The following is a 23238-nucleotide window of genomic DNA, read 5'->3' on the forward strand; positions in this document are numbered from 1 at the left end:
TATCTTTTATGGTGAACCCCACCATAAAAGGATGCCGCTACTGTCTGGGCTAGGCATTCGTTTTCATAAGAAGCTTTCTTTTATTTCGTATTCTCGAGGAAATTTTCGATATAATTAACCACCAAAGGTACATTCTGATGCTGTGGTGCGTGACCTGTCTGCGGTAAAACAATGAACTGTGTTGTTGGTAATTCTCGTGTCAGCGGATACCAGTTTTCTACAGCAAAACTAGTATCATGATCGCCAGAAATTGCTAAGATTGGTGTTTTAGTTGTTTTCAGTTTATTACGATAATCTTCTTTATCTTCGGCGGCGCCTTCGCCTCCTGCAAAATACAGTTGAAAAACTTCCATTGTCGACGGAATTTTAGAAACATCAATTCTTTTGGCAATTCGTTCATGAGATGCTTTGGCCGCTTTCCTGCTTTCTTCAGATTCAGGTTCAAAAAACAGGATAACCTCATCCTCAAAATCATTGATTGGTTTTAAAGCGTGATCTAGAAAAGACTGTTCCAAAGGCACAGCCCTTTTTCCGATAGGGCCTGTACCCAGTAATATTGTATGAGTCACCAATTCAGGAAATTGATGCATGGCAGCCTGAGTGACCAATCCGCCATAGGACCAGCCCATTAAAACGGCTTTTTTGATTTTTAGAAAATCGGCCAGATCTTTAACATCTTTTGCGACTTCTTTAATGTCTGTTGGAAGAGCTCCGGTCGAATATCCAATTCCAGAATAATCGAAGGTAATTACTTGATGTTTTTCGGCAAGAACATCTAGAAAAAGCGGATCCCAAGTATCCAAAGTTCCGCGGAAACGGTTGATTAAAATAATCGGATTTCCCTCGCCGATACTTCGATAAGCTATTTTTCGGTTGGAGACGTCGGCAAATTCAGTTTGCGAATTTGAAGCATTTGTTTTTTGAGCACTCATAATAATAGATTGTTTTTAGGTTATTACGTAACAAAATCAAACAATTTTAATGCCTTTTGAAAATTATTTTGCTAAACGTGGTTTTGTCCAGTGAAGCTGCTTTTTAATCTTTTTTATTTCGCTAATAGAAAGTGATTTTAGCGATATTTAGAAGAATCAGATCTCGATTGTTTCTCCAATTTCAGGAAGAAATAAATGCAATCCAGCTCCTTTAAAACTATCCAAAGCCTTTTGATGATCCATTTTAATGAAACCAAAAGTATCGTAATGCACGCCCAGAATTTTGCTAACTTCAACCAGTTTTGAGGCTTCTATAGCTTCTTCGATTCCCATTGTAAGTCCGTCTCCGATTGGGAAAACCGCAAAATCAAGTTTGGTAAATTTAGTAATCAGCTGCATATCCAGAGTAAGCGCCGTGTCACCGCTGTAATAGAAATTTCCGTCGGCAGTTGTCAGCACAAAACCAGAGGCAATACCGCCATAACTTCCGTCCATAAAACTGCTTGAATGCTGTGCTGTAACACACTTTACGGTTCCAAAATCAAAATCAAATTTACCGCCTGGATTAATCGGATGCGAATTTTCGATTCCGTTTTTCAAAAGCCAGTTATAGATTTCAAAATTTCCGAGCACTTTAGCGCCTGTATTTTTGGCAATACGTTCAACGTCAAGAATATGATCGTAATGCGCGTGCGAAATAAAAATATAATCGGCTTTTATAGCATCAACATCAATATGTTTTGCTAACTCGTTTGGAGTGATAAAGGGATCAAACAACAAATTTTTACCATTCGCATAAACAGAAAAACACGAATGACCGTAATAGGTTACTTTCATAAAATATTCTTTTAAAGTTAATAGTTTTAAGTTGTTGATATTCAAATGATATGCCGATATTAAATATAACAAAAAAGCACAACATTTGGTTTGTTGTGCTTTTTTAAAGTTGCTGCTATCTTAGAATTCATTTCACACAAACAGCAATTTATTAAACTATAGTTTCTATTTTTTAGAAAACAAATTCTCTACAACCCATGCCGGACCAATTAATAAGAATTGTAAGTCTTTTAAGAATGAAGGTTTTTTACCTTCGATATTATGACCATAAAACTGGCCGATCCAAGCAATCACAAAAACGCCGATTGAGAAAATCCATAAAGGCACAAACTGACCGATGTAGTAATTAACAACCAGACAAATTCCAGAAAAAATGGCAATTTTTACCGCCATTGCAATCGATAAACGGATGTAAAAAACAAGAACAAAAAGCAAAGTCACAAAAGCCCAATTTTCGATAATGGGTAAATTCAGTTTCAAAGTATTGGCAATAATCCCGCTCGGAATACTCATTAATAAACCCACAATAGAAAAGAAAATTGCAGGAACACAAATGTAATGTATCGCTTTGTTTTTTGGGTTTTGATGACTTACAGCATATTCTGCAAACCATTGGTCTAATGTTCTCATTGTTTGTGGTTTTAAGGTTAGTTAACGTAAATCTAATCAAATTTCTTTTAGAAGAATACGAAAGAAACCAATAATTCTAAAGAATTATACCACATTATATTGAAAAACATTATCCCACAATTCATCAATTTTAATAAGCGATTGTTCTAGCGAAATAACCGTCCATTTTCCGTCGTTTTCAATTCCAAGACCAATATTTTTCAGTTTAGATAAAGCATCAATGACATCAAAATCTAAAACAGTATTTAGTGTATCTTCGAACCAAGATTCGATTTGATTGTCTAATTCTTCAGCCGTTAATGGTTTTTCACTTTGATGTAAAAAAGAATAAGCCAAAATGGTTTCTTTTAAAACTTCTTCTTCAGATGAATTTAATAAGGAATAAAAAGCACCGCTGTTGTTTCCGAGATTCTTAAAATATAAACTGTCAGACAGCATTTTAGAATATCGAATCTTTTTATTGACAAAATTATTATATTGTCTAAAGCAATAAGCAGAAAGAATTCCCAGCGCTATTAAACCTTGATTTAAAGACGTTTTACTGTTTAACAAATCGATTGCTTCGCGGGTTTCATAAGCATCGTACATATTGATTAAAGCCGGAATAACCTTGGCACTCAATAACGAAAGTCCGCCAAAAAGTCCTGGAACCCAAAGCAGTAATTTGTCTTTTGTTGACATTCTCGGTATAGCATTCGGAAAAACCGTTTCGATATCATTTTTCGGAACTCTTTTAAAGATTTTTAAACCAATAGAACCAGGTTCAATCGGCATTTTTCCGAGTTTGACTTTCTTTTCATTTAAAACATCAGAATCGCTGTAGTTCAAGTAAATCAAGACGCGATCGTAATATTCGATTTCGATTTCCTTTTTCCAAAACCAGAATTTGGTTATTTTTTCTGTTGATTTATGATGACCTCGAACGTATATTTCGTAATCTTTAAAAGCATTAAAATCGATAGAAAGATTCAAACCGATTAAATCTGAATTTTCAAATGCTGCAGCTAACGTTTCCTGATCAATGCGAATGTAGTTGCCACGCTCTAAAACCTCTAATAAAGTTTCTTTGAAAACTTTGAAATCGCTTTTTTCGATAAAACTTTCACGTTCTTTCGGACTTAAATCGGGATCAAATAAGGCGTAATTTTGTTTTAAATTTCGATTAAGATTAAAAGCTTCGTAGTGATAATAATGTTCTACAATGTCGAATAACTTTTTAAAATCTTCAATCTTTTTTTGGTCTTCACCAAAAGCGTTTATTTGCTGCTCGAGTAAGAATTCCTTATGAAATGGAATGTAATTTTCTCGTGTCATGTTTGTTTTCAAGAATTTAGATATGTGGCGTTTATGAGATGCAAAAATACAAGAACTTTGAAATTTTACCGCAAAGTTTCGCAAAGAAAAAAGACGTAGAGTTTCACAAAGATTTATTTAAACTTTGCGGTAAAATTTTGCCCATAAAAAAATAAGGTTTTAATCGTTGGCATCGATTAAAACCTCACTAAATTGTTCCAAAAAAAATGACAGCATTTATAATTTACCTCAGCGGAAAATCTTAAATAAAAATTATCTGTTGCAATTTTACGTCTAATTTTATTTTTGACACCCCGTATTTATACCTGTTTTTTGCAAAAAATCTTGATTTTTGAACTGATAAAGCAATAATAAATACACTGTTTTTTCTTTTTATAAAACTAATCTTGCAAAGAAATAAAAGCTTAAGAAGCAGTATTTTTTGATTTTTTAAAAATGTAATGCACTTTGAGCCAATAAAAAACGATAAGCGAAAAAACGAGCAGACCAATATTAAGTTTCAATTGTAAAAGAAAATCTAAGTATTTCCAATTGTCATTGATCGTTTCTTCATAAGAATTGGCAATAAATCCAATTTGTTTTTGTTTGTTTACCCACGCATAATAATAGAAAATCGATTCGTTTTGAGGATCAGGAACGGCGTCAACTGTAATGTCGTTTTCAATAACAGCACTTCCGTCTGGAGTATTGAGATCGAAAGTAGTTTTGTAGTTGTCAAATTTTTTAGAGAAACCATAATAAAGTTCTCTTCTGGTTTTTTGCCCTACAGTTTTGTGGAAAATAGAATCCATCAAAACATATTCTTTGGAGTATTGTTTCGTATTATGAAACATTTCTCTATTCTTAAAATAAAATTGCAAATTGCTTCCTGTTAAGGCAATTGCAACAACAAATGAGAAAATAGCCAGTGCAAATGCGATTAACTTTAATTTGTACATTAATTATATGGTTATGATTTGGGATAAATGTATGTTTAAGATTCGGTTTGATTTTTAAAATCAATTATTTTCTGAATATACAGCACCAAGCTTTCTTTATCTACAGAAAAAGCGGCTTTCTCATCTTCTGTGCTGAGATATAAATTGGCAATATCTTCCGCATTCCTATCATGCGAAAGATGCTGATGTTCTACATATTCAATAAGATTATCTACAAAAAGTTCGAGTTGTCTGCCTTTTTCGACGGTTTCTTTATCGCCTTCTTTTATTTTTTCAAGTTCAGATTCTGGCAGATCAATAGTGAGATAAACGCAGTCTACGGCTACTTTAGAGAGCTGATCTTTATTTACTTTTCCCTCGCCGTTACAATAAGCGCAAGGCGCAGGAACCCATCTAAGTTGTTTGTTTAAGCGACGGATATCTTCCCAATCGACAAACCCTTTTCCGAGGCATCGCGGACATTCTATATTTGATTTTGTAAAAAAATTAAAAATAGTCATGATTCTAAATAAGTTAACAATTTGAGGCTGTGCGAAGTTAAATTATTTAGGTAAGAAAATTAACCCTATAGAAAGTTTTTTTTAAGGAAAAATTAACAATCGAAAATCGAATTGTAATAAGTTTAAAAGTAAAGTTACTCAATTACAGAAATGCCATATTTGATACCACTTTTTTCGAAAATTGCTTTAAGCATGTCGTACTTTTCATTACAAAAATCACCCAGACTAAATTGTTTATCACTGGTTCTGTATTTATTACAGCCAAAACAGATTTCGATATAAGCCATAATATGATTTTCTGCATCGAGAAAGAAAATAGCGTTTCGCGGATTATAACAATAAACTTCTGAGTCTTCTAGCGGTAGTTTTGTATAAGAAAAATTAAAAATAATGTCTGATAATTGATTTGTTTGTTCGGGAGTTAAAGTCGCAGTTTCGTCATATAATTTTTCATTAAAAACCTCTTTTCCTATTTTAATAGATTCTATATGACGTATTAATTCCGTTCCGGGCATTACATCTTTTACTTTATCTTTAAAAGAAATAATCTTAATCTGCGAAGCTTCAGAAAACGGAAAAAAACTCGACCGCTCTTTTTCTGAGAAAGTATTTTTTCTAATGCATTTTCCGTTCTGAAATTCAATTTGCGAAACAGAGTTTTGAGCCAGTAAAAGAAATAGGAAGAAGAGTTTTTTCATTTTTGGAATTGGTTTGGTAAAACGAAAATACGATTTTAAGAGAATAGAAAATAGAAAATAGAAAATAGAGAATAGAGGATAGAGCATCGACTGTTTTATTTTGACATGGATATTTCGCAGCTATTTGCAATTAACAATAGAAAGAAGTTTATTCTTTAATGTTTTACATTTGTTTGAAGATTTTTACTCAATAAACATTAAAGATGGAAAATATACAAACAACCAAAACGCAAAACTTTTTTAGAATTCTATTAGGGCTTTTTATGATTATGGCTGCGTTTGGCCATTTTACTTTTCAAAGAGCCGATTTTCAGGCGCAGGTTCCCAATTGGGTTCCGATGGATAAAGACCTTGTCGTGATTCTCTCTGGAATTGTCGAAATAACTTTAGGACTCAGCATGTTGTTTCTTACCCGATATAAAGTTTATGTAGGTATTGCGTTAGCGGTATTTTACATATTGATTTTCCCAGGCAACATCGCACAATATTTAAACAAAACTCCCGCATTCGGACTCGACACCGATCAAGCCCGATTGATCCGATTGTTTTTTCAACCTGTTTTGATTTTTCTGGCTTTGTGGAGTACTGGAGCGATTGGTTATATTAAAAGAAAGATTTAGTGTTAAAAAATGCTAAGCTGTCTCAAAACCAGCAGGATTTAGTGAATGTTTTGTCTCAGTTTTAAAGACAAGTAAATTCAAAAAGCTTGTGATAATGTGATGAAGGCGAAGGGTGTTTAAGGCTTTTATTTATTTTTTAAAAAATTGGAAAAGCTCCGTTTTTGGGGAGCTTTTTTGTTTTTGTAATTTTAAGGTTAAATTAGTTTTAGCCTATAGGTTAATTATCATCTAAAATAGATTTACCTTTAACGAGCCATGAAAAACCAAAAGCTTCTACAGCTACTACTTCCATCCAAAAGGTTATAGGGTACTTCTCATAAACTAATGGAAAAAATTGCCTAAAAATAATAATTGCAGCTATAGCTGCCACTATTAAAAATGCACAGATTCTATAAATTCTATTTCGAATTATTTTTTTCTTTCCACGACTTTGCGCTGGTAAATTAGATTTTGTAAATAAAAAAGCCGACATATATGCTAATGACAACAAGAAAATCCCAGCACATATAAAATGAAAGTACATTCTGAAATCACTTGTTTTAAGTACTGTTACGCATACAGGATCAAAATTTTGCGATAGGTTATCAGTTGGAAATAATAAAAGTAATAATGACGAAATTCCTGCTATAGTAGAAGTGTAAAAATCTGCGGTGTCTTCACCTTTATAGATAAGAAGAAAAACAGAAAGCATACTAACAATAATTACAAATATTCCCGCTGCTCGAGTGTAATAATAATGACTAATTGAAGGTAAAACTGTAGAGTAATTGCTATCAATCTCGATAAAAAGATAAAGTGCCAAGGGCAGAAACATTCCAAGAGCTCCAACAATTCTACGTAATGTATTTTGATTTTTTAAGGCTATATCGCCTGTTTCAGAGTAGTTAATATTTAGCATTTTTTAGGGTTTAATAGGTTTATTAATTTACAGCCAATAAACATGAGCTAAATGCTCACTCACGTAAATAAAGAGAATTTTTATTCAGTTTTTAAGGAAGATTTTCCAAAACCATAATTTATTCCAAATAATGTAAAAAGATTGTTTTCTGCACCAAAATTTTTCCCATATGTGCCTGTAAAATATAAATTATCATTGAGCTTATATTCAAGAAGACCAACTGTTCTTTCACTATTCAATTCACTATTATCAGAATATTCTCTTTTTAAATATTCAATTGAAACTGAAAAATCATTAACAGTATATTCAGCTTTTAAACCATAATCAAAAGCTTTATTTTTTTTAAACTCATTGAGGGTGTTTTCTACAAGTGTGTTATCCGTTATAAATCTTAAAGTTCCTAATATTGAAAGACAATCGTTTAATTTTTCCTTATTTATGCTGAGAGCATTAAATGAAGCATTAAGCCAAAAGCCACTTCTATTAAATCTGTTGTTTTCGTATTTATTTCCAGGAATAGCTTCAGAATATGCAAAAGCACCATCAAGTTGAAATAAAGGGAGCTGCTTCAGTAATTTTATATTTTTTTGAACCTCTTCGTCTGCATCTAGTTTTTTTTCTAACTCTTCAGGAGAAGCCTCTATTAAGTTGTCTATTTGAGTTTCAATTGAAGCAATTTTGGATATTATTACAGCCTTTTTGTCTTGATCAGTCTCATTATTTAATTCACTTCTATACTTAACACGCATACCGATTAATTTTCTCTTTTCTATATCATTGCTTTTAATCTCTTTTATTTTATCTGTAATATTTTTTAAGGATTGATTTAATTTCTCGTTTTGAGAAGCCTCTCGATATGTAAATAAAGTAGTACGAACACCAAATGAAATATAGTTAGTGTTTTTTATTAAACTTCCTGAGGTTGAATCGTTAAATACAGAAGCTATAGAAATACTCATTTTTCTAAGAATTCCTTTTATATCAAAAGTTTCTTTGTTCTCAGTATTAATACTTAAATATTGATAAACATTAGCGTTATCAGATTTTGTGTACCAGTAGGGAGAAATTTCCATTGCGAAGTTCTTTGGTATAACTGTTCCACTACTTGTTAAGCTAAGTAAACTCACCCCCAAAGCTTTTGGATTTGCTGGGCGCTCAATAGAAGTTGGTGCAATATCGAGAATTTGAAAACCAGGAGAATGAGGTGTTTTTAAGTCTTCAATACTTATGTCTTGTTGAGCATTTGCATTAAATATGATAAATAAAATAAGAATAATAGATTGAATACAATTTTTCATGATTAAAGAGTTATATCAATAAATTTTTCAGCTCCAATTGTTTTTCCAGATTTACTTTTATGTTTGTCTGCTGGCAGACAAAGAAAAGGCTGTTGTTGATCTGCTTTTCCTCCTTCTAAGTAATATTTAATCTGTAAATTTTTATAGCAAACAGGCCAGTCGTCTTTTGGAATATGATCCAAATAAATATCAGTGTCAATTTCGATAGATTTTCCAACTAATTCTTTACCAGTGCCTAATAGAGTTCTGGGAATAATGCCAGTCGCATTAGGAGAATTTGCAACAACAATATAACTTCCATTGGTTAAATATTTGGTTACTTCGGTTTCCGCAATTCCCGGTGTTAAAACCGTAACAGTAATAAAGACAGGGGTGTCATTATTTTCTACTTGATAAATTTCTGATTTCATAGTGCTAAGTTTATTTTGGGTTATCTTAAGCAATATTAACACTTGTTTAACTTTTTACAATGCGTATAAATACGGTTTTTTACTACAAAAAAAAGCCCAACTATTTAAAGTTGAGCTTTTCAAAAATTATCTAATTGACAAATTCTCAAATTATCTAATTCAAACATTATCTAATTATCAAATTGTCTAACAAAATCTGGTATTTCCGTCCCACAGGAATAACATCATTATTCGACATCGTTAAAGATTTAAAAGTAACCGAAATGATTTCGCGGGTGTTTACAATATAGGAGCGATGCACTTGAATAAAATTAGCACAATCAATTTCGCTGCTAATGCTCGAAAGCGAACCGTAAATAATAATTGGCGATTTAAGTTTACAGCTGTAGAGTTTCATGTAGTTTCCGAGACTTTCGATATACAAAATATCACTTAAGATAATATCAATCATCTGGCCGTTCGAACGATACGAAATGGTTTTTTCGTGGCTGTTATTTTCTTTTTTAATATTGTTTCCAGAATGATACGTTCGGGCTTTTTCGATTGCTTTAGAAAATTTTTCGAACGAAATGGGTTTCATCAAATAATCAATCGCATCGTTTTGGTACGCCGAAAGCGCATAATCAGAATACGCAGTAGTTACAATCGTGATGGGGCGGTTGGGCTGGGATTCCATTAATTCTACGCCAGAGATTACAGGCATATTAATATCCAGAAAAATAATATCGTATTTGTTTTCGTTAAGCATTTTAAGCGCTTCAATACCGCTGTAGGCGCTTCCAGAATGTTCCAAATCGTCAAACTTGGCAATATGCGATGCGAGCGCCTTGTGTGCAGGCGATTCATCGTCTATAATCAGGCAACGGTAGGTAAATTCCATATACTCAATTTTACGATAAAGGTATCTTTTTCTTTCTTGCACGACAAATCATGACGAAGGCCGTAGACTTTAAGACGTCGTTTGAGGTTTTCCATTCCGATTCCCGTACTCGATAATCGCGAACCCGATTCGAGACAATTGTTTTTTAAAGTAAAAGTCAGATTACGGCATTTTATTTTTAAATCGGCGGTAATAAACGGTTCTGGCATTTCGGCAGAAAACTTAACGGCATTTTCAACCAAAGGAAAAAATAGCAAAGGCGGAATTTCGAGATGCTCAAACTCCACTTCAAAATTTTGAGTTACGGCAAGTCTTTCATTTCGAAACGTATAATATTCGATATATTTTTTGATAAAGCTGATTTCTTCCGAAATAAAAACAAAATCCTTTTTAGTCGCTTCTAATTGATATCGTAATAAATCAGAAAGGTTCAGGATTCTGTCGGGAAGTTTGTCTGGTTCTGCCAGCGATTCTCCGTAGAGATTATTCATAGCATTCAATAAAAAATGCGGATTAAGCTGTTGTTTTAAAAACGAAAGCTCTGATTTAAAATTTATGATGTCTTTGTCGGTCTGCGAAATTTTTTTGGTAATTACCATATGAACAAAAAAGAATAAAATACCGTTTACAATTAACGATAAAATCTGCAGGGTTTTTAATTCTCCAAGTCCGACAAGAGGAAAAAACCAATTCATGAAAAAATAGAAAGTTGTCCAATACATCAAGAAGAGCAAGAAGAACAACTTGACTTTTTTTCGAAATAAAACTTCCTTGATAATAAAAACATTAAAACTCGTAATCCAGACAATACACGGAAAATAACCAATGGCAACCATGCTGAGAAGATAGGTCCAGTTGTGACCGCCTAATTTTACCTCATCATAAACGCACGCAATGATAATGACATAAATAAGGGTGTTAATAAAGAGATTTCGAAGAAAAAAGTTCTGATAAATTTTGAGAATCGTCATAACGGCAAAAATAAGTCAATAATATAATTTATAGCACTTTGCAGTTTAAAATTATGCGAACGCCATTCGTATAAATCATACGCCGTTGGTATAAAAAGGCTATATAATTAAGTACTTGAGATATATTTTTGTTTTGAAATTTAAAACTGTTTTCAAAAAGTTACAGTTTGCGTGTAACAGAAATAAAAGAGAAGCGTCTAATTGTTTTACAGTCACAAAAAGAAGCTCAAGGTTATTTTAGATTCTGAATTACAATGCATTTAAAAATGTTTTTAATTTAAAGTTTAGTCCAATAAATAAAAGTAATCATGGTAGAAGTTTTTAAAACAAATGTTCAAAAAGAAACCGATACAAATTATATTATTGCTGTAATCAAAAGACAGTTTCCGGCATATAAAATAAATTTTGACTTAGAAGACTGTGATAAAATCTTGCGTGTTGAGGGTGTTGATCTGCAATGGAAAAACATCATTAATTATGTAAATTGTCTCGGGTATAGTTGTGTAAAATTAGAGTAAACGATTATGATAAGTTTTATTATTACTTGTGTTGTACTGCTTTTGGAGCAGTTTTAAAACAATAGTTTTTTAGTTTTTATTGGAGAAAGGTTTCTGCGCATTATTTTCTAATTTTGCGCGGTATGAAAAAAGCACTCCAATTATTTGACTTTACTCAAAAAGTCAATTACAAAAACGAAATTTTAGCAGGTTTAACTGTCGCCATGACGATGATTCCGGAATCATTGTCTTTTGCTATTTTGGCTGGATTTCCGCCTCTTGCAGGTTTATATGCAGCTTTTATTGCTGGTTTGGTAACAGCCATTTTTGGAGGCAGACCTGGAATGATTTCAGGCGGAGCAGGAGCGACAGTAATTGTTTTGATCGCTTTAATGAAATCGCATGGAATAGAATATGTTTTTGCTGCCGTCGCTCTTGGCGGTATCGTTCAGATCTTGATCGGACTTTTTAAACTCGGAAAATTTATTAGGTTAGTGCCGCAACCCGTTATGTACGGTTTTGTAAATGGTTTGGCGGTTGTGATTTTTATGTCGCAATTGGAACAATTTAAAACCATGATCAACGGACAAACTTCTTGGCTACAGGGAACACCGCTTTATATTATGCTGGGTTTGGTGCTTTTGACGGTTGGAATTGTTTTGGTTTTTCCAAAAATCACAAAAGCAGTTCCGGCTTCTTTGGTTGCTATTATGGTAGTTTTTGCTTTAGTGATTGTTTTTAATATCGAAACCAAAACGGTAGAAGATATTGCGTCTGTACAAGGTGGTTTTCCGCCGTTTCATATTCCGAATATTCCAATTTCTTTGGAGACTTTTCAAGTGATATTTCCGTATGCGGTAATTGTGGCAGCGGTTGGTTTAACAGAAGGTTTGTTGACATTAAATTTAGTTGACGAAATAACAGGAACTCGCGGAAACAGTAATCGTGAATGTATAGCGCAAGGAAGTTCAAATATCTTAAATGGATTTTTCTTCGGAATGGGAGGCTGTCCGATGATTGCACAGACGTTAGTTAATCTTGGTGCGGGTTCACGTGCACGACTTTCTGGAATTATTGCTTCTTTGACTATTTTAATGATAGTGCTTTTCGGAGCGCCCTTAATCGGAAAATTGCCAATGGCTGCTTTGGTTGGCGTAATGATGATGGTTGCCATTACCACGTTTGAATGGGCAAGTTTCAGGATTATTACCAAAATGCCGAAACACGACATTTTTGTTGGAGTTCTGGTAGCGGTGGTTACAATTGTACTGCATAATCTGGCTTTGGCAGTTTTAATAGGTGTAATTATTTCGGCTTTGGTTTTTGCATGGGAAAGTGCCAAACGTATCCGCGCGCGAAATTATATTGATGAAAACGGAATAAAACATTACGAGATTTATGGTCCGTTATTCTTTGGCTCTGTAACCGCTTTTGCTGAAAAATTTGATATTCAGAACGATCCAAATCATGTCATTATTGATTTTAAAGAAAGCCGAGTTTCAGATATGTCAGCGATTGAAGCACTTAATAATTTGACTAAAAAATACAATCAATTAGATAAAGTAATCGAATTAGAACATTTGAGTCCAGACTGCAGACAATTACTTAAAAACGCAGATGCAGTCATTAAGGTGAATGTTATTGAAGATCCGAATTATAAGGTGGTGTCTTGAGAATTAGATAATGTGACAATTAGTAATTAGATAATTGATGATTTTAATAACGCTAAACCCGACAGGTTTCTAAAACCTGTCGGGTTTGTTTTATAAGCCCTTTTTAATAATTATCTAATTGTCTAATTATCTAATTGACACATTTTTTAATTGGCACATTTTCAAATTATCTAATTAATAATTTGATTTTCGTAACTTTGTAAAATGAAAATGACAGAAACCTTAGAAGATTTTTACACCGTTAAAATACAAGGAATGCCCGAGAATCTTAAAAAAGAAATCGGACATTTTAATGTTTTTAAATTGGACGAATATATTGGAAGTACTTGCAGTCCTTTGCCTTATACTCGAAAAGACTTTTATAAAATAAGTCTAATCATCGGAAAAAACAAAGTGCATTATGCTGATAAAGTTGTTCCTATTGAAGATCAGGCTTTGTTTTTTGCAAATCCCCAAATTCCATACAGCTGGGAGCATATTGATGAAAATCAAACCGGTTTTTTCTGCATTTTTACAGATGCTTTTTTTAGTCAGTTTGGTAATTTAAAAGAATATCCTTTGTTCCAGCCAGGCGGAAATCCGGTTGTTCCCGTTTCGCAGGAATTGGCAGCATCTTTGAAAACGGTATATTTAAAAATGTTAGAAGAAATTAATTCCGATTACGCTTTTAAATATGATGTTATTCGAAATTTGGTTTTTGAGATAATTCATCTTGCGCTTAAAACACAAACCGTAACTGCTTCATTATATAGTAAATCAAACGCGACTATTCGAATTTCTTCCTTGTTTTTAGAATTACTAGAGCGCCAGTTTCCGATTGAATCTATTTCGCAGCAGATTAATTTTCGTTCTCCTTCAGAATTTTCGCAACAGTTAAATGTGCATGTAAATCATTTGAATAAAGCTTTAAAAGAAACGACTGGAAAGACTACTTCTCAGATTATTTCAGAAAGAATTGTGCAGGAAGCGATGATTCTACTCAAACAAACTAATTGGAATATTAGCGAAATTGCCTGGTGTTTAGGATTCGATGAGTTGTCTCACTTCATTAATTTTTTCAAGAAAAATGTTCAGGTTTCGCCTAAAAACTATCGATTAACCGAAATTGTTTGATTTTTGCAGCTTCTTGCTTGATTGCTTTAATTTTTGAGAAGCACTTCGCCAATACCTTTGTCCTGTAATTATAACGTAAAAAATTAAAATCATGGGAAATAACAAAGTTTGGTTCATTACAGGAGCCTCAAAAGGAATCGGATTAGAATTGGCTAAAAAATTATTAGCGCAAGGTTATAGAGTAGCAGCAACATCAAGAAATGAAGCTTCGTTAATTGCTGTATTGGGAAATTCATCTGAAAACTTCCTTCCATTGGAAATGGATTTGGTTGATGAAAAAAGCGTGAAAAATGCAATTGATAAAACGGTAGGACATTTTAAAACAATCGATGTTTTGGTAAACAATGCAGGTTACGGATTGTTAGGCGCTTTGGAAGAATTAACAGATGCTGAATCGAGAAAAAACTTCGAGGTAAATGTTTTTGGATTGCTTAATGTAATCAGAAATACAATGCCAATTCTACGTGCTAACAAATCCGGACATATTTTTAATATTTCTTCTGTTGGAGGATATTTTGGAGAATTTCCGGGCTGGGGGATTTACTGTTCAACAAAATTTGCAGTTGCAGGTTTAACAGAATCATTAGCAGCAGAAATCAAACCATTTGGAGTTCATGCAACGATTGTATATCCAGGTTATTTTAGAACTGACTTCTTAAAAGATAGTTCATTATTATTGCCAGAAAATCCGAATGAAGCTTACAAAGAAGTAAGACAATCGGAAAGTGCCCACAAAGATCAGATCAGCGAAAATCAGCCGGGAGATCCAGTAAAATTAGCAGAAGCTTTAATTAAAGTAAGCGAAGATCAAAATCCGCCGTTGCATTTGTTTTTGGGTGAAGATGCATTCAATATGGCCAATCAGAAAATTGCAAGTGTCCAAAGTGAATTAGGAAAATGGAAAGAGGTTTCTGTTGGGACTAATTTTTAATTAGAAAATGTGGCAATTTGATAATGTGATAATTAGATAATTAGGCAATGGGATAATTGTTTGAGTAGATTATTTTATCTATAATTATTGTAGAGGCATACGTACCAAGAATCTAACATAATGCATATTTAGATGAATTGCCTTTAGCTTTAGCTGAAGGAAAATAAATGCCATTGAAAAAGGCTTTATCCGAACTAAAAAGTTTGGCTAAAGCCTTTTGTTTTCGCATTCTATAACCTCCAGCTAAAGCTGAAGGCAATTGATTTTTTTAGATAATTATCAAATCATCGCATTATCTAATTATCTAATTGATACATTATCTAATTATCAAATTGCCACATTATCTAATTAAAAAATTATCGAAGCATTAAATTTACATCACTCAATTTACCGTCGATTTCGCCGATTTGTAAACCTAAAATATGAGCAATTAGCGGATAAACTGAAACATTTTGAAATGTATTTACTTTTTTATTGACTTTAAAAGCTGGGCCTTTTGCATAAAAAATGGCGTGCATCTCTTTTTCATTATTATCATATCCGTGCGTTCCGCCCTTAATATGTGTGCTTTCTTTGCTTACTAAACTCCATCCTTTTTCAGCTACAATAACAAAATCATGCACTCTTGGATTTGTTCCGTAATGAAGTCTTTCTGGAACTTCAGTAGTTTTCCAAAACTTGATATGCGGCACTTGTTTTAAAGCATTTGCAATGGAATCTTGATAACCTGATTTTGCCTGTAAACTCATAATCGGATTAACAACGTCTTTATAACCCAGCCATTCTGGTTTTAAATAATCTAAAACAGCTACTTTTTTATCATTAGAAATATCGGCCATTCCGTGATCAGAAACGATTATTAAATTGATTTTCTTTCCGATTGGTAATTGATCTAATTTTCTAGAAATCTCACCCATAATTGAATCCATTTTGATGACCATTTTTTTGTTTTCCGGAGAAAGCGGACCAAAATTATGTCCTGTATGATCGGGTTCGTCAAAATATAAAGTTACTAGATGAGGTCTCTGTTTTTCGGGAAGCTGTAACCATTTTAAAACCGTGTCGATTCGTGCACCGTACGGAATTTTATTATCGTACTTTTTATAGATACTTGGATTTCTATTGTCAATATCAGATCCCGGCCAAAAGAAAGAGGCTGTTTTTACTCCTTGCTGTTCTGCCAGATTCCAAATAGGATTTCCACCATAAAAACGGGAATCATTCTTTGCATCGCTTGATAATGAGAAAGATTGATTTAGAGATGCATCATAAAAAACATTATTAATGATTCCGTGATGATCTGGATAAAGTCCTGTTACAATCGAATAATGATTTGGAAAAGTTTTAGTTGGATAAGAAGGTTTCATGGATTTTGCGTGAACGCCTTCTTTTTCAATCTGCTTTAAATTCGGAAGATCAAATTGTTTCTGAAAATCCCAACGAAATCCATCCATCGAAATTAAAACAACATAATTGTCTTTATTATTTTGGGCTTGTAAAAAGAATGAAAGTGAAAAGAAAATTAATGATAGGAGAAGAGTAAAATACTTTTTCATTTTTAAAATTTATTGAAGATGCAAAGTTATCCATAATAGATTTTTTAAAGAAAAAGAGAATGTTAAATAAAAAAGTTTGCCACGAATTGCACTAATTTCCACTAATTTTTTACGCAAAAAGTTACCACAGATTAAAACGATTGCAATTATTGCAATTATTTTTAACCACAAATTACACAAATTTCCGCCAATTCAATTTGTGAAAATTTGTGTAATTTGTGGCAAAAAAAACCTTCTAATCATCCCAATATTTATTGGCAGTGGCGAAAAAAAAAGCGCCAGATAAAAATCCAGCGCTTTTAAGTTTTAAGAAGAGAATGAATTACATCATTCCTGGCATACTGCCGCCCATTGGCATTCCGCCTCCAGCATTTTCTTCTTTAATATCAATTAATGCACATTCTGTAGTTAAGATCATTCCAGAAACAGATGCAGCGTTTTCAAGAGCTACACGAGTTACTTTTTTAGGATCGATAATTCCAGCAGAAAGCATGTCTACATATTCGTCAGTTTTTGCATTGTAACCAAAATCACCTGAACCTTCAGATACTTTAGAAACAACAACAGAACCTTCAAGACCAGCGTTTTCAACGATAGTTCTCAATGGAGATTCTACAGCGCGAGAAACGATTTGAATTCCAGTCGCTTCGTCAGCGTTGTCCGCTTTTAAGTCAGCTAAAGCAAGTTTAGCTCTTAATAAAGCAACACCACCACCAGCAACGATTCCTTCTTCAACAGCAGCGCGAGTAGCGTGTAAAGCATCGTCAACTCTGTCTTTTTTCTCTTTCATTTCAACTTCAGAAGCTGCACCAACGTAAAGAACTGCAACACCTCCAGCTAGTTTAGCTAGACGCTCTTGTAATTTTTCTTTATCGTAATCAGATGTAGTAGTTTCCATCTGACCTTTAATTTGGTTCACACGGTTTTTGATGATATCTGCTTCACCAGCACCGCTTACGATAGTTGTATTGTCTTTATCGATAGAAACTCTTTTTGCGTTTCCTAACATTTCGATAGTTGTATTTTCAAGAGTATATCCTCTTTCTTCAGAAATTACAGTTCCGCCAGTTAAGATGGCAATATCTTCTAACATTGCTTTTCTTCTGTCTCCAAAACCAGGAGCTTTTACAGCAGCAATTTTAAGAGCACCTCTTAATTTATTTACTACTAATGTAGAAAGAGCTTCTCCGTCAACATCTTCAGCAATAATCAATAATGGTTTTCCTGATTGAGCAACTGGCTCTAAAACTGGAAGTAATTCTTTTAAAGAAGATACTTTTTTGTCATATAATAAAATGTAAGGAGAATCTAATTCAACTTCCATTTTCTCTGGATTAGTTACGAAGTAAGGAGAAAGATATCCTCTGTCAAACTGCATTCCTTCAACAACGTCAACGAAAGTGTCAGTTCCTTTAGCTTCTTCAACAGTGATAACACCTTCTTTTCCAACTTTAGCGAAAGCTGTAGCGATTAATTCACCAATAACTTCATCATTGTTTGCAGAGATAGAAGCGATTTGTTTGATTTTGTCTGAGTCACTTCCAACAACTTTAGCTTGTTTTGCTAAGTCAGCAACGATAGTTTCAACAGCTTTGTCAATACCACGTTTTAAGTCCATTGGATTTGCACCTGCCGCAACGTTTTTCAAACCTTCTTTTACGATAGCTTGTGCTAATACAGTTGCAGTTGTAGTTCCGTCTCCAGCTAAATCATTAGTTTTAGAAGCTACTTCTTTAACCATTTGCGCTCCCATGTTTTCTAGAGCGTCTTTTAATTCGATTTCTTTTGCAACAGAAACACCATCTTTAGTAACTGTAGGTCCTCCGAAAGATTTTCCGATGATTACGTTACGACCTTTTGGTCCAAGAGTTACTTTTACAGCATTTGCCAATGCATCAACACCACGTTTTAAACCGTCACGTGCTTCAATATCAAATTTTATATCTTTTGCCATTTTAATTTTTGTTTAAAGTTTGATTTGTTTCAAGTTAGCGAAGTTCTTGATTCTTAATACTTCGTACTTAATACAATATATTTTTAGATAATTGCAAGAATATCATCCTCACGCATAATCAAATAATCAGTACCTTCTAATTTTAGTTCAGTACCAGCATATTTTCCGTAAAGAACAGTATCACCAACTTTTACAGTCATAGTATGATCTTTAGATCCGTTTCCTACTGCAACTACAGTTCCTTTTTGTGGTTTTTCTTTGGCAGTATCAGGAATAAAAATACCTGAGGCAGTTTTGGTTTCAGCTGCAACAGGCTCAATAAGTACGCGGTCTGAAAGCGGTTTAATGTTTAAAGCCATGATTTTATATTATTATAAGTTATACATTTTTTTTATGTTCTATAAACTTTCAGAAATTATGCCATGCTGGTAAAACTGACATTATTTCTTAAAAAAAATGCCAGCTTTGACAGGCTGGCATTAGATTTTTATATTAAACTAAAATTATTTAGTTGCTGGTGCTGCAGGAGCAGGAGTAGTTCCTTGTGCTGGAGCTGCAGGTGTAGTCGCAGGAGCTTCAGTTTTGTCAATGATTTTAGATTCAGTATCGCTTAAAGATCCTGTGAAACTTAAGCTAGAAAGTAAAATTAACACAATTAAAATAGTTGCTAAAGTCCATGTACTTTTATCTAAGAAGTCAGTAGTTTTCTGTACGCCACCTAACATCTGCGTTCCACTGATTGTAGAAGACAATCCGCCTCCTTTAGGATTTTGTACCATGATAACTACGATCAATAGAAAACAAACTATTGTAATTAAAACTAAAAAAATTGAAAATGTGCTCATTACTTAATTATTGTTATTGTTATTTTGTTGTAAAATCTTTATATCCGATATGCGGTCTGCAAAGAAAGTAATTTTTTCTGGATATTTCAAAATTAATATTTCATATGCCTGAATTGCCTTTGTATATTTCTTTTGTTCCAGATATACTCTGGCCAGAGTCTCGGTCATTATATATGAATTGTCCTCGTCATTACTCTCAAATTGAATAATCGGTGAGATGTTTCCAGATTTAATTGGTGAAATTTTCGGGTTGTTTTCGATAAACTTATCGATTATTTCTGCTTTTTTTTGTCTTACATCTACCACAGGCTGTTCTTTATTTTTGGTTTCAGCAACAGCATCATCGGATTCTGAATCTTCTGAAGCATCTTTAGAACGATCAATAGGTTCTGTTCTAGATAATTGAAGCCATTCTTGAAACGAATGTTTCTCGTTAAATGAAAAATCTAATGGTTTTTCAATCTCAAGATGTTCTTCGGCAATGTTTAGAGATTCGATAGATTCTTCTATTTCTTCATTTTCTTGTTCAATTACCTCTTCGGTTTGCTCCTCAATTTCGTTTACTGTTTCTTCTTCAACTTCAGTCTCGATTTCTTGTTTGGTTTCTGCTGTAATAGGTGTTTCAGTTTCTCTTACAGTTTCAGCTTCTTTTATCGAGGATAGAATAGATCTTTCAATTGGATTTATTTTAAATTCTGGAATTATCATTTCTTCGATAACCGAATCCTCTTCCTCTTCTATAGTATTTGAAACAGTTTCTTCTGCAAAAGAATCTGTTTTAGAATTTTCAATTTCTGTATCGACAGATTCTGCCTCTTTAATAGAATTTATAATTGATTGCTCAATTGCGGTGTCAATTTTGGGCTCTTCTGTTTTTTCTTCAACATCAACATTTTCAGCTGCTTTAATAGAATTTAAAATAGAACGTTCGATTGGGTCTGCTTTTGCTTCTTCTTCAGCAACAGCTTCTTTTGTGTTAGTAGTTGATTCTGGTTCAGCATTCGGTTTTTCATAAGTAACCGAATGAGCATCTTTTAATGTAGCAAAAATAGATTCGTCAATAGCAGGCAGTTCTTTTGGCTCTTCTTTTTTTACGACTTTTTCATAAGTAACCGATTGCGCTTCTTTAATAGCTAAGAAAATAGAAGGATCTATGTTAAGATGATTTTTTGGTTCTTCTGTTTTTGTAGGCTCTTCAAAACTTGCAGCTGTAATTTCTTCAACTGCATTAGAACTTTCGTTTACTACAGGAGTAATTACAGGTTCTTCTTTCGCAGGTTCTTCAATTATTATAGTTGTAGTTTCTGGAACTTTAGGTTGTTCTGTTTTTATCGGTTCAGCAACAGTTTTAGCTTCAGCTTCTTTTATTGAATTTAAAATAGATTGCTCAATTGGATCTACTTTTACCGCAATCGCTTTTTGAATTTGTTCTGGCGAAATAATTTCGCTGTCAAAAACTTTAATTTCAAGAAGGTCTCTCAGTTTTTGTTCAAAAAAGTCATTCTGAATAGACGTAAAAGTTTCAGAAGTAATAAAGTCGAATAAAACCGAACGATCTGCCGTATGTGCCGCTGTTACTTTTAAAGCATAATTATACTTAAAGCTGTTTTGATTGTAAAGCCCTTTTAAGCGCAGTGCGCGTGCACTCTGAAAATATGGAAATTCATTCAAAACACTGCTTAATGCATCTGCCTGTTTTTCTGTAATCACATCAGGTTTGTTCATTAAGTAGGTATAATCGGTAACGTTCATTTTTTACAGTTTATCGTCGAGTTTTATTTATTATATATATAGGTATGATTTATTTTTTTTAAATCAATTACCATTTTGCAAGAGTTTCATTAAAGATGTCCTGCGTAATTCTTTCGTAAATAGTTTTTATGGCATCGTTTAAGACAGAACCTGATGGAAGTGCTTGTCCGTCAAAATCATAATAAAATTCAAAAGCTCTTTCAAAGTCGTCAGTTTCTTTCTTTTTATTCGTAAATCTTACATTGATACGAATTGTCAAACGGTTTTTTGCTGCTTCTTGATTTGCAGTTGCCTCCATTGGAGTAGTTCTGTAATCGATGATTTCTCCTTCGTAAACCAAATCCCCGCCATTACTTACCAAGTTTAAATTGGTTTGATTCATAATCAAATCCTGCAAAGTCAATGTAAAATCTCTATCAATTCCAGGCTCAACAAGATCGGCATTGTTGTGGAAAAAGTTAACCTGAAATGTTTTTGCATCAATTGGTTTTGCTCCGGTAAAGTTATATATGCCGCAACCACTCAACATAAAAAGGCTTAGAAATGCGAAAAGAGAATATATTTTTTTCATAATGTTTATTAATCAAATTCCAAGGATTTTGAAACTCCAAATTCCAAATCTTGCCAAATATACTAATTTGGTATTTGGAATTTAAATATTGAGATTTATTATAGGTCGAATTGTTTGATTTTACGGTATAAAGTTCTTTCTGAAATTCCTAACTCGTCTGCAGCGGCTTTACGTTTTCCTTTGTTTTTTTCTAATGATTTTTTGATCATTTCGATTTCTTTTTGCTCCAAACGCAGAATTTCTTCTTCTTCAATGGTTTCTGCGAAAAGATAATTATCTTCTGGAATTTGATAGCTTTCTTCGCGAACAGCAGGCGCAGTCATAACAGCAGTTCTTGGTTCTTCTTCAAAATCAATTTCGCTGTCATTCTGTTGGTTGCCGTATATTTTCTGAATAAGATTTGGATTTATGTCTTGTACTTTTGAAGTGCCGTTTTTCATCAGCTCCAAAGTCAGTTTTTTCAAATCGTTCAAATCGCTTTTCATATCAAAAAGCACTTTGTATAAAATGTCTCTTTCGGTACTGAAATCGCTTTCTTTTTTATTTTCGCTGATAACAGAAGGCAGATTGCTTCCCTCTGCAGGCAGATATGATTTTAAAGTTGCCAGGCTAATGTCGCGATTAGTTTCTAAAACAGAAATCTGCTCAGCCACATTTCGCAGCTGACGAATATTTCCGCTCCATCTAAATTTCTGCAAAAGCTGCACCGCATCATCATCCAATCTTAAAGGAGGCATTTTATATTTATGAGCAAAATCGGCTACAAACTTTCTAAATAATAAATGAATGTCGTCGTTTCTTTCTCTTAAAGGTGGTAAAGTGATTTCTACAGTACTTAAACGATAGTACAAATCTTCACGGAATTTACCTTTTTCAATTGCGTTAAATAAATTCACATTGGTTGCAGCAACGATACGAACATTCGTTTTTTGAACTTGCGATGAACCTACTTTTATGAATTCTCCGTTTTCTAAAACACGTAATAATCTTACTTGAGTAGTTAACGGAAGTTCTCCAACCTCATCAAGGAATATTGTTCCGCCGTCAGCCACTTCAAAATAACCTTCACGTGTGCTTGTTGCACCTGTAAAAGCACCTTTTTCGTGACCGAAAAGCTCACTGTCAATTGTTCCTTCTGGAATTGCACCGCAGTTTACGGCAATATATTTACCATGCTTTCTGTGCGAAAGCGAATGTATAATTCTTGGAATGTTTTCTTTACCAACACCACTTTCCCCAGTTACCATAACCGAAATATCAGTTGGAGCAACCTGAATGGCTTTTTCGATAGCACGATTTAATTTCGGATCATTACCAATAATCTCAAATCGCTGTTTTATTGCTTGAACTGTTTCCATGTGTGATTTGTTTCAAGTATTTATTGTTTCAGGTTTTGCCTAAAACTTTGGCTTGTAATTTT

At 33.4% G+C, this 23238-nt stretch carries 24 protein-coding genes; 5 read left to right on the forward strand and 19 right to left on the reverse strand.

Annotated elements, in window-relative coordinates:
• Positions 1–80: 80 nt before the first annotated feature.
• From ACFSC2_RS14940 to ACFSC2_RS14970, 7 genes are all read right to left on the reverse strand, one after another.
• On the reverse strand, positions 81–932 hold the full coding sequence (locus ACFSC2_RS14940) for an alpha/beta fold hydrolase (RefSeq protein ID WP_379814607.1): 852 nt from the start codon (positions 930–932) through the stop codon (positions 81–83).
• 156 nt (positions 933–1088) lie between these two features.
• Positions 1089–1769, reverse strand: coding sequence for a metal-dependent hydrolase (locus ACFSC2_RS14945; RefSeq protein WP_379814606.1), 681 nt, complete (start codon positions 1767–1769; stop codon positions 1089–1091).
• A gap of 165 nt (positions 1770–1934) precedes the next feature.
• Positions 1935–2399, reverse strand: a complete 465-nt coding sequence (locus ACFSC2_RS14950) for an Mpo1 family 2-hydroxy fatty acid dioxygenase (protein ID WP_379814604.1) — start codon at positions 2397–2399, stop codon at positions 1935–1937.
• 84 nt (positions 2400–2483) lie between these two features.
• A complete protein-coding gene (locus tag ACFSC2_RS14955) occupies positions 2484–3713 on the reverse strand; it encodes a TMEM143 family protein (RefSeq protein ID WP_379814603.1) in 1230 nt (409 codons plus the stop codon).
• Between the two features lie 404 nt (positions 3714–4117).
• On the reverse strand, positions 4118–4651 hold the full coding sequence (locus ACFSC2_RS14960; protein ID WP_379814602.1) for a hypothetical protein: 534 nt from the start codon (positions 4649–4651) through the stop codon (positions 4118–4120).
• A gap of 35 nt (positions 4652–4686) precedes the next feature.
• Complete coding sequence (locus ACFSC2_RS14965) at positions 4687–5151, reverse strand: hypothetical protein (protein WP_379814600.1); 465 nt, start codon at positions 5149–5151, stop codon at positions 4687–4689.
• 134 nt (positions 5152–5285) lie between these two features.
• Positions 5286–5849: a hypothetical protein gene (locus ACFSC2_RS14970; protein ID WP_379814599.1), complete on the reverse strand. Its 564-nt coding sequence runs from the start codon at positions 5847–5849 to the stop codon at positions 5286–5288.
• 203 nt (positions 5850–6052) lie between these two features.
• Between ACFSC2_RS14970 and ACFSC2_RS14975 the strand changes: the two genes are divergently transcribed.
• A complete protein-coding gene (locus tag ACFSC2_RS14975; protein ID WP_379814597.1) occupies positions 6053–6469 on the forward strand; it encodes a DoxX family protein in 417 nt (138 codons plus the stop codon).
• Positions 6470–6686: 217 nt separating this feature from the next.
• Here the strand turns inward: ACFSC2_RS14975 and ACFSC2_RS14980 are convergent, their stop codons facing one another.
• From ACFSC2_RS14980 to ACFSC2_RS15000, 5 genes are all read right to left on the reverse strand, one after another.
• Complete coding sequence (locus ACFSC2_RS14980; RefSeq protein ID WP_379814595.1) at positions 6687–7367, reverse strand: hypothetical protein; 681 nt, start codon at positions 7365–7367, stop codon at positions 6687–6689.
• Between the two features lie 80 nt (positions 7368–7447).
• Positions 7448–8665 (reverse strand): hypothetical protein, encoded by a 1218-nt coding sequence (locus ACFSC2_RS14985; protein ID WP_379814594.1) that lies wholly within the window; start codon positions 8663–8665, stop codon positions 7448–7450.
• A 2-nt stretch (positions 8666–8667) separates the two neighbouring features.
• Positions 8668–9075, reverse strand: coding sequence for a hypothetical protein (locus ACFSC2_RS14990; protein WP_379814593.1), 408 nt, complete (start codon positions 9073–9075; stop codon positions 8668–8670).
• A gap of 166 nt (positions 9076–9241) precedes the next feature.
• A complete protein-coding gene (locus ACFSC2_RS14995; protein ID WP_379814592.1) occupies positions 9242–9955 on the reverse strand; it encodes a LytR/AlgR family response regulator transcription factor in 714 nt (237 codons plus the stop codon).
• The gene (locus ACFSC2_RS15000; RefSeq protein ID WP_379814591.1) at positions 9931–10926 is read right to left on the reverse strand and encodes a sensor histidine kinase; all 996 of its coding nucleotides are present in this window, start codon (positions 10924–10926) and stop codon (positions 9931–9933) included. The genes ACFSC2_RS14995 and ACFSC2_RS15000 overlap by 25 nt, the downstream gene beginning before the upstream one ends.
• A gap of 308 nt (positions 10927–11234) precedes the next feature.
• Between ACFSC2_RS15000 and ACFSC2_RS15005 the strand changes: the two genes are divergently transcribed.
• The 4 genes from ACFSC2_RS15005 to ACFSC2_RS15020 all read left to right on the forward strand — a co-directional run bounded on the left by ACFSC2_RS15005 (position 11235) and on the right by ACFSC2_RS15020 (position 15140).
• Entirely contained in the window at positions 11235–11444 is a 210-nt protein-coding gene (locus ACFSC2_RS15005) for a hypothetical protein (protein ID WP_379814589.1), read from the forward strand.
• 122 nt (positions 11445–11566) lie between these two features.
• Positions 11567–13096 carry a SulP family inorganic anion transporter gene (locus ACFSC2_RS15010; protein WP_379814588.1) on the forward strand — a complete coding sequence of 510 codons (1530 nt, stop codon included), beginning with the start codon at positions 11567–11569 and terminating at the stop codon, positions 13094–13096.
• Positions 13097–13300: 204 nt separating this feature from the next.
• On the forward strand, positions 13301–14209 hold the full coding sequence (locus ACFSC2_RS15015) for a helix-turn-helix domain-containing protein (protein ID WP_379814587.1): 909 nt from the start codon (positions 13301–13303) through the stop codon (positions 14207–14209).
• Between the two features lie 91 nt (positions 14210–14300).
• Positions 14301–15140, forward strand: coding sequence for an oxidoreductase (locus ACFSC2_RS15020; RefSeq protein WP_379814586.1), 840 nt, complete (start codon positions 14301–14303; stop codon positions 15138–15140).
• A gap of 356 nt (positions 15141–15496) precedes the next feature.
• Here the strand turns inward: ACFSC2_RS15020 and ACFSC2_RS15025 are convergent, their stop codons facing one another.
• From ACFSC2_RS15025 to ACFSC2_RS15055, 7 genes are all read right to left on the reverse strand, one after another.
• Positions 15497–16696: an alkaline phosphatase family protein gene (locus ACFSC2_RS15025; RefSeq protein ID WP_379814585.1), complete on the reverse strand. Its 1200-nt coding sequence runs from the start codon at positions 16694–16696 to the stop codon at positions 15497–15499.
• A gap of 322 nt (positions 16697–17018) precedes the next feature.
• Positions 17019–18650, reverse strand: a complete 1632-nt coding sequence (gene groL, locus ACFSC2_RS15030; RefSeq protein WP_379814584.1) for a chaperonin GroEL — start codon at positions 18648–18650, stop codon at positions 17019–17021.
• 83 nt (positions 18651–18733) lie between these two features.
• Positions 18734–19009: a co-chaperone GroES gene (locus ACFSC2_RS15035; RefSeq protein WP_012023920.1), complete on the reverse strand. Its 276-nt coding sequence runs from the start codon at positions 19007–19009 to the stop codon at positions 18734–18736.
• A 144-nt stretch (positions 19010–19153) separates the two neighbouring features.
• Positions 19154–19495 (reverse strand): preprotein translocase subunit SecG, encoded by a 342-nt coding sequence (secG, locus tag ACFSC2_RS15040; RefSeq protein WP_379814583.1) that lies wholly within the window; start codon positions 19493–19495, stop codon positions 19154–19156.
• 3 nt (positions 19496–19498) lie between these two features.
• Complete coding sequence (locus ACFSC2_RS15045) at positions 19499–21247, reverse strand: tetratricopeptide repeat protein (RefSeq protein ID WP_379814582.1); 1749 nt, start codon at positions 21245–21247, stop codon at positions 19499–19501.
• Between the two features lie 67 nt (positions 21248–21314).
• On the reverse strand, positions 21315–21818 hold the full coding sequence (locus ACFSC2_RS15050; RefSeq protein WP_379814581.1) for an LptE family protein: 504 nt from the start codon (positions 21816–21818) through the stop codon (positions 21315–21317).
• A 98-nt stretch (positions 21819–21916) separates the two neighbouring features.
• The gene (locus ACFSC2_RS15055) at positions 21917–23176 is read right to left on the reverse strand and encodes a sigma-54 interaction domain-containing protein (RefSeq protein ID WP_379814580.1); all 1260 of its coding nucleotides are present in this window, start codon (positions 23174–23176) and stop codon (positions 21917–21919) included.
• Positions 23177–23238 lie beyond the last annotated feature (62 nt).

This window comes from Flavobacterium artemisiae, assembly GCF_042678225.1.
GTDB classification, from domain to species: domain Bacteria; phylum Bacteroidota; class Bacteroidia; order Flavobacteriales; family Flavobacteriaceae; genus Flavobacterium; species Flavobacterium artemisiae.

Coding starts and splice junctions, on each gene's coding strand:
- ACFSC2_RS14950 (WP_379814604.1), bottom strand. CDS start 2,399: ATGAGAACATTAGACCAATGGTTTGCAGAATATGCTGTAAGTCATCAA.
- ACFSC2_RS14980 (WP_379814595.1), bottom strand. CDS start 7,367: ATGCTAAATATTAACTACTCTGAAACAGGCGATATAGCCTTAAAAAAT.
- ACFSC2_RS14975 (WP_379814597.1), top strand. CDS start 6,053: ATGGAAAATATACAAACAACCAAAACGCAAAACTTTTTTAGAATTCTA.
- ACFSC2_RS15035 (WP_012023920.1), bottom strand. CDS start 19,009: ATGGCTTTAAACATTAAACCGCTTTCAGACCGCGTACTTATTGAGCCT.
- ACFSC2_RS14995 (WP_379814592.1), bottom strand. CDS start 9,955: ATGGAATTTACCTACCGTTGCCTGATTATAGACGATGAATCGCCTGCA.
- ACFSC2_RS14940 (WP_379814607.1), bottom strand. CDS start 932: ATGAGTGCTCAAAAAACAAATGCTTCAAATTCGCAAACTGAATTTGCC.
- ACFSC2_RS15055 (WP_379814580.1), bottom strand. CDS start 23,176: ATGGAAACAGTTCAAGCAATAAAACAGCGATTTGAGATTATTGGTAAT.
- ACFSC2_RS15000 (WP_379814591.1), bottom strand. CDS start 10,926: ATGACGATTCTCAAAATTTATCAGAACTTTTTTCTTCGAAATCTCTTT.
- ACFSC2_RS14965 (WP_379814600.1), bottom strand. CDS start 5,151: ATGACTATTTTTAATTTTTTTACAAAATCAAATATAGAATGTCCGCGA.
- ACFSC2_RS15045 (WP_379814582.1), bottom strand. CDS start 21,247: ATGAACGTTACCGATTATACCTACTTAATGAACAAACCTGATGTGATT.
- groL (WP_379814584.1), bottom strand. CDS start 18,650: ATGGCAAAAGATATAAAATTTGATATTGAAGCACGTGACGGTTTAAAA.
- ACFSC2_RS14990 (WP_379814593.1), bottom strand. CDS start 9,075: ATGAAATCAGAAATTTATCAAGTAGAAAATAATGACACCCCTGTCTTT.
- ACFSC2_RS15050 (WP_379814581.1), bottom strand. CDS start 21,818: ATGAAAAAAATATATTCTCTTTTCGCATTTCTAAGCCTTTTTATGTTG.
- ACFSC2_RS14945 (WP_379814606.1), bottom strand. CDS start 1,769: ATGAAAGTAACCTATTACGGTCATTCGTGTTTTTCTGTTTATGCGAAT.
- ACFSC2_RS15020 (WP_379814586.1), top strand. CDS start 14,301: ATGGGAAATAACAAAGTTTGGTTCATTACAGGAGCCTCAAAAGGAATC.
- ACFSC2_RS15015 (WP_379814587.1), top strand. CDS start 13,301: ATGAAAATGACAGAAACCTTAGAAGATTTTTACACCGTTAAAATACAA.
- ACFSC2_RS14955 (WP_379814603.1), bottom strand. CDS start 3,713: ATGACACGAGAAAATTACATTCCATTTCATAAGGAATTCTTACTCGAG.
- ACFSC2_RS14970 (WP_379814599.1), bottom strand. CDS start 5,849: ATGAAAAAACTCTTCTTCCTATTTCTTTTACTGGCTCAAAACTCTGTT.
- ACFSC2_RS14960 (WP_379814602.1), bottom strand. CDS start 4,651: ATGTACAAATTAAAGTTAATCGCATTTGCACTGGCTATTTTCTCATTT.
- ACFSC2_RS15010 (WP_379814588.1), top strand. CDS start 11,567: ATGAAAAAAGCACTCCAATTATTTGACTTTACTCAAAAAGTCAATTAC.
- secG (WP_379814583.1), bottom strand. CDS start 19,495: ATGAGCACATTTTCAATTTTTTTAGTTTTAATTACAATAGTTTGTTTT.
- ACFSC2_RS15025 (WP_379814585.1), bottom strand. CDS start 16,696: ATGAAAAAGTATTTTACTCTTCTCCTATCATTAATTTTCTTTTCACTT.
- ACFSC2_RS15005 (WP_379814589.1), top strand. CDS start 11,235: ATGGTAGAAGTTTTTAAAACAAATGTTCAAAAAGAAACCGATACAAAT.
- ACFSC2_RS14985 (WP_379814594.1), bottom strand. CDS start 8,665: ATGAAAAATTGTATTCAATCTATTATTCTTATTTTATTTATCATATTT.